General features: G+C 60.4%; 7 protein-coding genes and 1 pseudogene. 4 read left to right on the top strand and 4 right to left on the bottom strand.

Annotated features, from left to right (window positions below; genetic code table 11):
• Positions 1 to 73 precede the first annotated feature (73 nt).
• Positions 74 to 1924, bottom strand: a complete 1851-nt coding sequence (locus LCF40_RS19865) for a DUF2264 domain-containing protein (protein ID WP_224829911.1) — start codon at positions 1922 to 1924, stop codon at positions 74 to 76.
• 31 nt (positions 1925 to 1955) lie between these two features.
• A complete protein-coding gene (locus LCF40_RS19870; RefSeq protein WP_224829912.1) occupies positions 1956 to 3035 on the bottom strand; it encodes a Gfo/Idh/MocA family protein in 1080 nt (359 codons plus the stop codon).
• Positions 3036 to 3201: 166 nt separating this feature from the next.
• Here LCF40_RS19870 and LCF40_RS19875 point away from each other — a divergent pair, with 166 nt between their 5' ends.
• The 4 genes and pseudogenes from LCF40_RS19875 to LCF40_RS19890 all read left to right on the top strand — a co-directional run bounded on the left by LCF40_RS19875 (position 3202) and on the right by LCF40_RS19890 (position 6682).
• A complete protein-coding gene (locus LCF40_RS19875) occupies positions 3202 to 4302 on the top strand; it encodes a Gfo/Idh/MocA family protein (protein WP_224829913.1) in 1101 nt (366 codons plus the stop codon).
• 50 nt (positions 4303 to 4352) lie between these two features.
• Complete coding sequence (locus tag LCF40_RS19880) at positions 4353 to 5090, top strand: sugar phosphate isomerase/epimerase family protein (protein WP_224829914.1); 738 nt, start codon at positions 4353 to 4355, stop codon at positions 5088 to 5090.
• Between the two features lie 38 nt (positions 5091 to 5128).
• Positions 5129 to 5490: pseudogene (locus LCF40_RS19885) on the top strand (IS1595 family transposase); the annotation flags it as partial.
• A gap of 406 nt (positions 5491 to 5896) precedes the next feature.
• The gene (locus tag LCF40_RS19890; protein WP_224829915.1) at positions 5897 to 6682 is read left to right on the top strand and encodes an IclR family transcriptional regulator; all 786 of its coding nucleotides are present in this window, start codon (positions 5897 to 5899) and stop codon (positions 6680 to 6682) included.
• Between the two features lie 631 nt (positions 6683 to 7313).
• On the opposite strand, the gene LCF40_RS19895 is transcribed toward LCF40_RS19890, so the two are convergent.
• Complete coding sequence (locus LCF40_RS19895) at positions 7314 to 8462, bottom strand: mandelate racemase/muconate lactonizing enzyme family protein (RefSeq protein WP_263623778.1); 1149 nt, start codon at positions 8460 to 8462, stop codon at positions 7314 to 7316.
• A 165-nt stretch (positions 8463 to 8627) separates the two neighbouring features.
• Positions 8628 to 9191, bottom strand: a complete 564-nt coding sequence (locus LCF40_RS19900; protein WP_224829917.1) for an IclR family transcriptional regulator — start codon at positions 9189 to 9191, stop codon at positions 8628 to 8630.
• Positions 9192 to 9314 lie beyond the last annotated feature (123 nt).

Consider the following 9314-nt stretch of genomic DNA (forward strand, 5'->3'; position numbering starts at 1 on the left):
GTTCTCATACAGTAACCCATCCTCAGGATTGCTACCGATTCAGAATGCATGAATGGGTGTCTCCTGGCACCGTTCATTCCCGCTCAAAGAGAACCTTGCCATCGGCGGATTTGATCTGAAGGCCGTCATCGATGAGAACCGGCGGCCGATCCCGGACGGAGTCCTCGAGCTCCGTAGCCCCGAGAACGGCCGTGACGAGCCAGGAGGTGCCCGACTCGTGTCTCCCTCGGAGAACCGGGACGGCCGTCCGGGGATGGAGGACGTTCGTGTTCGGGTCCTGGTCGATCACCTCGCCCTCGCGGTCCCCGGAGAGGTCACGAATCACGCTGTGGCCAGCTGGATATCGCACGACTGCGGCGGCTTCCTCCTCGCGGCGTCCGGCGTCGGCCTCGCCGGGTCGAGCGACCGGGAATCCGCCCTCGACGCTGTGGAGCGGGCGGTCGGTCTCGAGGCGATGAACCCGGACGTGCCAGGGCGTCGCCGGGACGAGCCAGCTCTCGACGCTCACGTCCGGCCAGGGCTCCCATCGCGAGCGGGGGAGGCCGTCTTCGAGCCAGCCCTCGACGTTCCCGCGGACTCGGAGGTGTTCTCCGTCCTCGCCGAGCCCGAGCGTGCCGTCGATGCCCGCACTTGCGACTCCTCGCAGGTCGCTGCCGACGCCGAAGCCGAACGCCGTCGAGTACGCGAACTTGTCGTACTTGTGGGAATAATGGGTATCCGTGCCGGCGACCAGCGCCGTCACCTCGCCCGCAGAGCGGGTGACGACCATCGCCGGCGTCTCCATCGTCCGTTCGTGGTCGAGATCTCGGCCGAGCACTGATTCCTTCTTATCGGCAGGCGAGAGGTCCGGCTCGGCCCGCCAGAACGGATGGCTCTCGGGGAGGGCGAGCGGGAGAAAGGCCTTCATCGCCCAGTAGGGCGAACTCGGGGAGTTGTAGGTCTCGGTCGTCTTCAGTGTCGGGTAGCGGTAGCCAAGCGAGAGGACGCCGCCGTCGGTGAAAATCGGCTGGTCGAGCCACCACCGGAGGGTGCGCTCCCAGAGCTCGCGGATCTCGGCCCAGGGGAGGGGATTCCGACCGGCGACGGCAAGACCGCCCCAGAAGGCAGCCTGGGCGAACCGGTAAGTCAGGCTCCGGCCGTAGGGCAGCGCCGAGCCGTCGTCGGCGAACCAGTGGCGAAAGTCCTCGGCGAAGCGGTCCGCGCGATCGGAGAATCCCGCGAGTCGATCCTCGTTGGGGGCGTCCACGACTCCCCGTTCGCCGGCGAGGGTCGCGTACAACAACGCGTCCGTGTGAAGTTCCCAGGCCGCGTAGTAGTCACACGCGCCGTCGGGGCCGTCGACGTACCAGCCGTCCGCGCGCCCGAACGATTCGAGCCGGTCCAGATCGGTTTGGGCGACGCTCCACTTGACTTCGACGCCGACCGATCGGAGCCCCGCAAGCGCGAGCACCCGGAACCATCTCCAGTTCGAATCGGGTATCTCGACGTCCTCGACCCCGCGGATCCAGTCCGTGATCCGATCACGATCGTCCGCAGAAAGGGGCTCCCACAGTTTGTCGGGGGCGAGCGCGAGCGCGACCCCGATCGGGGCGAGCTCGACGACCGCTTGGGAATAATCCGAAATCGGTTCCCAGTACTCGGAATGGGTGGGATCGGTCCCGTGACGCAGTCCCTCGCGATAGCGATCCCAGTGCTCGAACTCACCTCCGCCGGCGGCCAGCGGTGCAAGCCCCCATAGCGGCCTGGCGAAGCCCTCGAGCTCCGCGTCCCGGTCGGGAAACGATGCGCCGGTCTCGCCGGGGCGAACCCGGGCGCCGCCGGGGCTCGCGTGTGCTTCGAGTGGCGCGACGAGCCGGCGAACCAGCTCCCGGACATCGCTTCGTGTCCAGGGCATCTCGGGGTCGGTTTCGGGGATCGGGTTCATATGAGATGTCTGGAATCCTCGGTCGCGGCAGTCAGCTCGGCGAGACGGGTTCGCCGCGCTCGGCGGAGTCGTATATCGCCTCGATGATCGCGACGGACTTGCGAGCCTCGCTCGCGTCCAGCGGGTAGGGATCGTCACTCTTGAGGGAGGCGAGAAAGGCCTCGATGTTCCGGCGGTGGTCGGTGTAGTCGATGTCCATCGGATCGGCGGCGCCGCCGCTGGCCTCTCCCTCGCCGAAGCGCTCGCGGATCGTCTCGTCGTCCTCGCGTTCGTCGCGAAAGTGCCAGGTGACGAGTTCGTCCTCGAGGACCTCGGCGGTGCCGTCCCGGCCGGCAAGCTGGACCCGCCGGAGGGAGCCGGGATACATCGACGTCGCACCCAGGAGCTGGCCGAGCGTGCCGTCGCGATAGCGAACAACGGCGACGGCGGTGTCCTCGACCTCCATCAGGTCCTCGTCGTGGGCCAGCCGGTCCGTATACGCGAAGACCTCGCCCACGGGATTCTCGTCGCGGTCGGTGCCGATAGCGGTCCCGGCGAGCCACTGAACGGCGTCGATCGCGTGGATCGACTGGTTCATGGTCGCACCGCCGCCGTCGAGTTCCTCGGTCCCCTGCCAGGCGCCCTCGTAGTAGCCGTCGTCGCGCCACCAGGGGACGTAGGCGTTTGCGACCGAGAGGTTACCGAAGCGGCCCGCCTCCGCGGCGCTGTGGACCTCCCGAAAGATATCGGTAAAGCGCTGCTGGAAGACCCCGCCCAGTGTGACGCCGGCGTCCTCGCAGGCCGCGGCCATGCGGTCGATCCGCTCGGTCGTGATCTCGAGGGGTTTCTCACAGAGCACGTCGATCCCGCGCTCGGCGGCCGCCAGCGTCGGCTCGAGATGGGCGCCGCTGGGCGTACAGACGATCAAGACGTCGGACTCAGTCTCATCGAGCATCGTCTCCGTGTCGGAAAACCACGCACAGCCGTACTCGTCGGCGAACGCCCGGCCGCGGGAGTCGGTCCGACAGGAACCCGCAACGAGCGTCGTCTCCTCGATGTCGCCAATCGAGAGGGCGTGCATCTCGGCGACCGACCCGATTCCCGCAATCGCGATCCGGTGGTTCTCGGTCATACCTCCTCCAGGCCGCTTCGGCGCCAAATAGCTACCGACCGACTGGACTGCCGGTGACGAACGGTGTGACTTCTCCCCGCCCGACTTCGCGCTGACGCGCCCGGTGAGGAAGGGGAATTAGCGCCTGCGTTAAGGTTAATCCCCTCCGGGGTAAATTCCGGACCGGATGACACGTGTTACCGCAGCCGTGATCGGCACGGGACCAGAACCGGACAACATCGTCTGGGGCGAGAGCGCAGCGATGGCCTACCGACACGGCGAAGCCTACCGCGAGATCGAAGGCTGCGAGTTGGTCGCCTGTGCGGACATCGTCCGCGAGAACGCCGAGGCGTTCGCCGACGAGTTCGAGATCGACGACGGCCGGGTGTTCGAGGAGTTCGAGGAAATGCTTTTCGAGACCGAACCCGATATCGTCAGCGTCTGTACGCCCGTGCCGACCCACGCCGACCTGGTGGTCGGGGCCGCCGAGACCGAGGTACCGGGCGCGATCCACTGCGAGAAGCCGATGGCCGACACCTGGGAGGGATCGAAACGGATGGCCCGTGCCGCAGAGGAAAACGACGTTCAACTCACCTTCAACCACCAGCGTCGCTTCGACCCGACCTGGCAGGAGGCTTCCAGGCTCGTCTCCGATGGCGTGATCGGCGAGGTCGAGCGTGTCGAGATGGGTGGGAAGAACCTCTACGACTTCGGTTCGCACCTGATCGACCTCTGCAACCACTTCGTCGGCGAACGCGAGGCGGAGTGGGTGCTCGGACAGGTCCACTACGACGAGGAGGACGTCCGCTACGGCGTCCACAACGAGAACCAGGGGCTGGCGATGTGGTCGTACGGCGAGGGCGTCTTCGGACTGGCCTCGACAGGCTACGGCTCGGGCGCGGATGCCATCGGCGCCCACCACCGAATCCTCGGCACCGAGGGTGTCATCGAAGTCGCCTCCGACGAGAACGAAGCCGACGTTCGGTACAAGACCGATACGGGCGGGGGTTGGGAGGAGATCGATACGGAGGGCGCCCCCGCGATCGAGCGCGCGATCTCCCATGCGATCGACTGTCTCGAGTCGGGCGAGGAGCCAGTCATCTCCGCCGATCACGCGCTTCGGGCGACCGAGATCATCTTCGCGGCCTGGGCGTCCGCACGCCGCCGGGGCCGGATTGAGCTTCCCCTCGAGGAGGGCGGAAACGCGCTCACCGAAATGGTCGAAACAGGAGAGCTCGCGCCGGTCGCAAGCGAGGACGACAATGAGAGCGGGGACGAGGAAGAATGATCTCGATCCGGCACCACAACACAAATATGGGAGGGGTGTGACCCCGACCCATGGCACGAACCGCGATCAACCTCTACAGCGTGCGCGAGCTCGACGAACCGATGCTCGACATCCTCGATCGGGTCGCCGACGCGGGCTACGACGGCGTCCAGTTCTCCGGCGGGCTCCGCGATGCAGAACCCGAGGATGTCGTCGAGAAACTCGCCGAGACGGGCCTGGAGACGACCGGTGCCCACGTCGGCATCGACGACCTCGAGTCCGACCTTGCAGGGAGCTACGGCCTCTACGGCGACCGGTTGGGATGTGCGAGCGCGGTCGTTCCCTACCTCGGCGACGAACACTTCGAGAGCGAGGCGGCCGTCGGCGAGACCGCAGAGCGGCTGAGTGATCTCGCCGACGATGCTGAGGAGTACGGTTGGCCGATCCACTACCACAACCATGCCCACGAGTTCGTCGATGTCGGCGGGGAGACTTCCTTCGAGCGGCTGGCCGACCTCGCTCCGGAGGTCGGACTCGAACTCGACGTCGGCTGGGCGCTCGTCGGGGGCGAGGATCCCGTGGAGCTAATCGAGCGCTACGGCGATCGGATCGACCTCCTGCACATGAAGGATATGGTCGCCGACGAGAAACGGGGCTTCCGGGAGATCGGCGAGGGCGACGTCGACATGGCGGCGTGTGCGGAGGCTGCAAGCGAGGTGGACGTCGAGTGGCTCATCTACGAACACGACGAGCCCGAGGACCCCGCGGCATCGATCGAGACCGGCGCAGAAGTTCTCCGGTCGATCTAATTTATCATCCACCTTTTGCGCGTTGAAAACCGTTGTGGCAGCGGCAGAACCCCGTTTTCGGATCATTCGCTGATCGCGCCACCGATGACTGCTCTGTGGTGCCAGCGAAAGCCACCGACGAATCGACGATTCGACCCTTGTTCGCTGACTGTAGAGAGAAGTCGCTGATCGTCTACACCGACGGCTCTTGGGCGTACGAACCGCTCGACGAGGACGACGCATTCGACCATGAATACGCCGTCTACGATGATGACGAATACGCAGGCGGAGGCGATCACGTCAATACCTGCGAACGCCGATCGTTGGCGCAATCCTGGCTCCCGCCCCATCGAGGCGTTTCCAAGGCCAGCTCACACCGTATCTCAGTGTGTTTCAGCTTTATTGTCGCAGCGTGTCATAGAATCCGTTTCACACCCTCTACCCGGCGATTATACGGTCTCCATATCGTGTCTGACTCCGCTAATCTCGGCAGTTGGGAGTTCTATTCACACCACACCTTGTGAATGATAGGTGTTGAGAACCCTTGTATGACACGTTCTTGTCGTGCTATCGAAAATCGGGACAAGAAACACTCAAAACTGCGCTTTAACTCACCAACACTCTACGCCACAAGTGCCTCGTTTAACGTAGAGGCGAAGGAATTGAATTGGCGTTCGGCCTAGTTGAGGTAGCGACCGATAGCGAACTGATATTCAGGCGACCGTAACAGACGCCCCAATCCATCCGCGTCTAATATTATTATACTACATTATCTGTACACAACTGGAGAGGGTACTATTAAGAGTGTGCACCCAAAACAACCTCCTATGAATAATAATGGAAATGGTTCCGATTCATCTTCAAAAAATCGAATTAGCGCCGTTGAACGCGCATTTAAAATCATTAACGTGCTCAGAAACGAGGGGCCACACACTGCTACCGATCTCTCGGACCACCTTGATATTCCGAAAAGCACAGCATACATCTATCTCAGGACGCTTCAGGATTTAGGATATGTCATTAATGAGGATGGAACATATAGGCTTAGTTTACGATTTCTTGAAGTCGGTGGAAATATTCGACGAGAAATGGACATATATAACGTAGCTCGAGGAGAGATCGATGAATTGTCTCACAAAACTGGTGAGATAGGGACTATCGGGTATGAAGAAAATGGTCAGAGGGTATTGCTTTATATCTCAGAACCTCATGACGCTGTTGCAGACAACGCCACTACTGGTGAGTTCACCGAAATGCATTGGACAGCAGTGGGGAAGGCATTATTATCCCAGCGATCAGATGACGAAATCCGCGCTATCGTTGAGGAATCGGGCCTACCTAAAGGAACTGAGCAGACAATCACCGAGATCGAGGAACTTCTCCAAGAAATAGATACGATCCGTTCTCAGGGATATTCACTAGAAGATGAGGAGCGAACAAGCGGGGTCCGAGCTCTCTCTATTCCGATCGAGAGCGGCGAACAATTGAAAAATATAGCTATCTCTGTTGCAGGACCCAAACATCGATTCAGTGACGATAGGATCCAGGATGAGTTACTTCCCGAACTGCGGAACACGGCAAACGTCATTGAACTTCAGTACAAGCACTACTGACGGCCACTTGGTACAGCCGTCTTTAAGGATTACGACCATATGATTGTAACACAGGGTATGCTAGCGCTATTCTTCAGTCTTACAATATCGTTAGAACGGAGCAGCCGTTGGATCGGCGCCTCAAAATCAGCGGCAATCAACATTTAATAATCCAAATATGATTTGAAACGTCCGAATAAGAACATCGGTGGCAGATTTTTCCGTCTGATGTGGGTTGAAAGGTTCGCCGCATAGCGATTCGCGATATGCTGAATGACTTCCCTATTCCATGTCGGTGTGATCGTTGACGGGGGATTCACCTTATTTTCTTGCCGTCGTTGGGAGTATCCACTACTGAACGTCTCTATGGATCGACCAACAATGTTAGTCCCAGCTGAGGAGCTTGCCCTGACCCCATAGGGAAGTCTGTACGCACAAATCATAGAGTTAGAAGCGATCTCTCCAGAGCTACGTCTACACTCTTGATGGCTAGCTAATATCTATACACATCTCTTGGTCTCCGAATGCCAGAAGCCACGATCATAATTCATCCACACGATTCATAGCGATGCCATACCGAATCACATCGAGAGAAGAGAATCCATCATGTGTAACGCAATCGGTTGTAATTCGCAACGTTTAGGCCCTATCTTCAATAATCAACAGCGAATCGTTCTACGGCTGATTCGTCGATTTCGATACCAAGCCCAGGTTCGGTCGGAACCGATAGCGTTCCATCGGACGGATCAAGCGAATCCGTGAGCAGCTCGTCTCGAAGGGGGTTTTCACTGCGATCGAACTCGAAAAGTGTTGCCTCATTAGCCAGGTCCGCTCGTTGAGGATAGTCTGGTACCGTTGCAGTGAACTGGAGTGCCGCTGCAACGCCGACTGCGCTGTTCCAGACATGAGGCCGTACTTTAACATTGTTCGTCGTCGCGACCTGTGCGATGTACTCAGCCTGAGCGAACCCGCCACAGCGGCCGAGGTTCGGCTGGACCACGTCGATCGCTCCGCTCCGAATCAGGTCTGTAAACTCGAAACGACCGAAATGCGCTTCGCCGGCAGCTAACGGCACATCGATTTTTTGGCCGAGTTCCCGGTATCCCTCCGTGTCTTCTGGAGGGAGGGGTTCCTCAACCCATGTGATGTCGAACTCGCTGATAGCCCGGATCGATTCAAGCGCCCCTGAAACGGTGTAGTTCCCGTTGTAGTCGACCATGAGCGGAGCGTCGTCGCCCAGTATTTCGCGAGCAATCCGGACCCGTTCACGATCATCTTCGACGGAACGACCGATTTTGATTTTCGCTGCGGTGAATTCCTCCTCGACAGCCTCCTGCATCGGAGAAGCTGGATCTTGATCCCACTCAGTGATATACATCGTTGAGGCGTACGGTGTGACAGACGATCTCGATCGACCACCAAGGAGTTCGTGAATCGGTTTCCCTAAGAGCTTTCCTCGGAGATCCCAGAGCGCGACTTCGATTCCCGTGAGGGCAGACTGGACAAACGGGCCCCGTCCGAAATGGTACCCACCGATCGTTCCGGTGTACACGTCATCAGCGAGCGATTCGGCATCCCACGGAGTCAACCCGATGACAGCCTCGGCAAACTCTTCGTCTATCAGTTGTGCCACCGTTCGCGGCGGTGCGAACGCTTCTCCCCACCCGACGGTCCCATCATCTGATACGAGCTTAATTAGCGTCGCGGTTCGTGTCTCCGTCACGCCGCGGGTCCCACCGAAAGCGCTACCTGGACTTAGTGAGTGCTCTAGCGGAATCGCTCTAATCGATTGGACTTCCATACCAGTTCTTCTCCTACCTAAACAAAATACTTTTTCTCTTCGAAGAATATAATAGTTCTCTGAAACCCAAGAATGCTGGTGAGGTCGAGTGACTGACACTGGTGGCATGAACCCCTTGCTAAGTCCCGTCTCGATCTATCACCTAACCCACTTGACGGCCAGTTACTAGTGGCGAAGCCGGTCTTCGATTACATTTGCGCGGTCCTCGAGGGCGGCGACCAGCTCGGCTCCGATTCGGGCGTCCGAAAAGCGCGAGACGGGACCCGAGACCGAGATCGAGCCGGCGACCGCGCCGTCGGTGAAGACCGGCACGGCAACCGCCCGGATGTTCTCCCGGCGCTCCTCGTCCTCGATCGCGTAGCCGCTCTCCCGGATCGACTCGAGCTCGGCGAACAATTCGTCGCGATCGGTGATCGTCCGCTCGGTCGCCCCCGGCAGGCCGTGATCGTCGACGATCCCGTGGACGCGCTCTTCGGGGAGGTGGGCGAGGATCGTCTTCCCCAGCGAGGTCCAGTGCATGCGGGTGAACTCGCCCGTCGGCGCCTTGTCGTAGACCGCGTTCTCCCCCTCGACCTTGTCGAGGAGGACCCGCTCGCCGCCCTCCTCGATCCCGAGGCTCGCGACCTCGCCGGTCGCCTCCGCGAGCGAAGCGAGTTCGGGGCCGGCGACCTCGTAGATCTCGAACTCCCGGCGCAGATGGGTGCCGTGGGAGAGAAACCGCAGACTCATAGGGTCGGCTAAAGATACTTACCGACCAAGATAGAAGTCCGATGAAATGGGTCGGTTCGACGATATTACTCTAGAAGAACTCCACGAAGTGCGTGAGCAAACGGAAGGGGAGAAGCCGCGAGA

It is taken from the genome of Saliphagus infecundisoli (assembly GCF_020177375.1).
Taxonomy (GTDB): domain Archaea; phylum Halobacteriota; class Halobacteria; order Halobacteriales; family Natrialbaceae; genus Saliphagus; species Saliphagus infecundisoli.

Excerpts from the sequence above, each read along its gene's own strand:
- LCF40_RS19865 (WP_224829911.1), bottom strand. The coding sequence starts at position 1,924 with ATGAACCCGATCCCCGAAACCGACCCCGAGATGCCCTGGACACGAAGC.
- LCF40_RS19870 (WP_224829912.1), bottom strand. The coding sequence starts at position 3,035 with ATGACCGAGAACCACCGGATCGCGATTGCGGGAATCGGGTCGGTCGCC.
- LCF40_RS19875 (WP_224829913.1), top strand. The coding sequence starts at position 3,202 with ATGACACGTGTTACCGCAGCCGTGATCGGCACGGGACCAGAACCGGAC.
- LCF40_RS19880 (WP_224829914.1), top strand. The coding sequence starts at position 4,353 with ATGGCACGAACCGCGATCAACCTCTACAGCGTGCGCGAGCTCGACGAA.
- LCF40_RS19890 (WP_224829915.1), top strand. The coding sequence starts at position 5,897 with ATGAATAATAATGGAAATGGTTCCGATTCATCTTCAAAAAATCGAATT.
- LCF40_RS19895 (WP_263623778.1), bottom strand. The coding sequence starts at position 8,462 with ATGGAAGTCCAATCGATTAGAGCGATTCCGCTAGAGCACTCACTAAGT.
- LCF40_RS19900 (WP_224829917.1), bottom strand. The coding sequence starts at position 9,191 with ATGAGTCTGCGGTTTCTCTCCCACGGCACCCATCTGCGCCGGGAGTTC.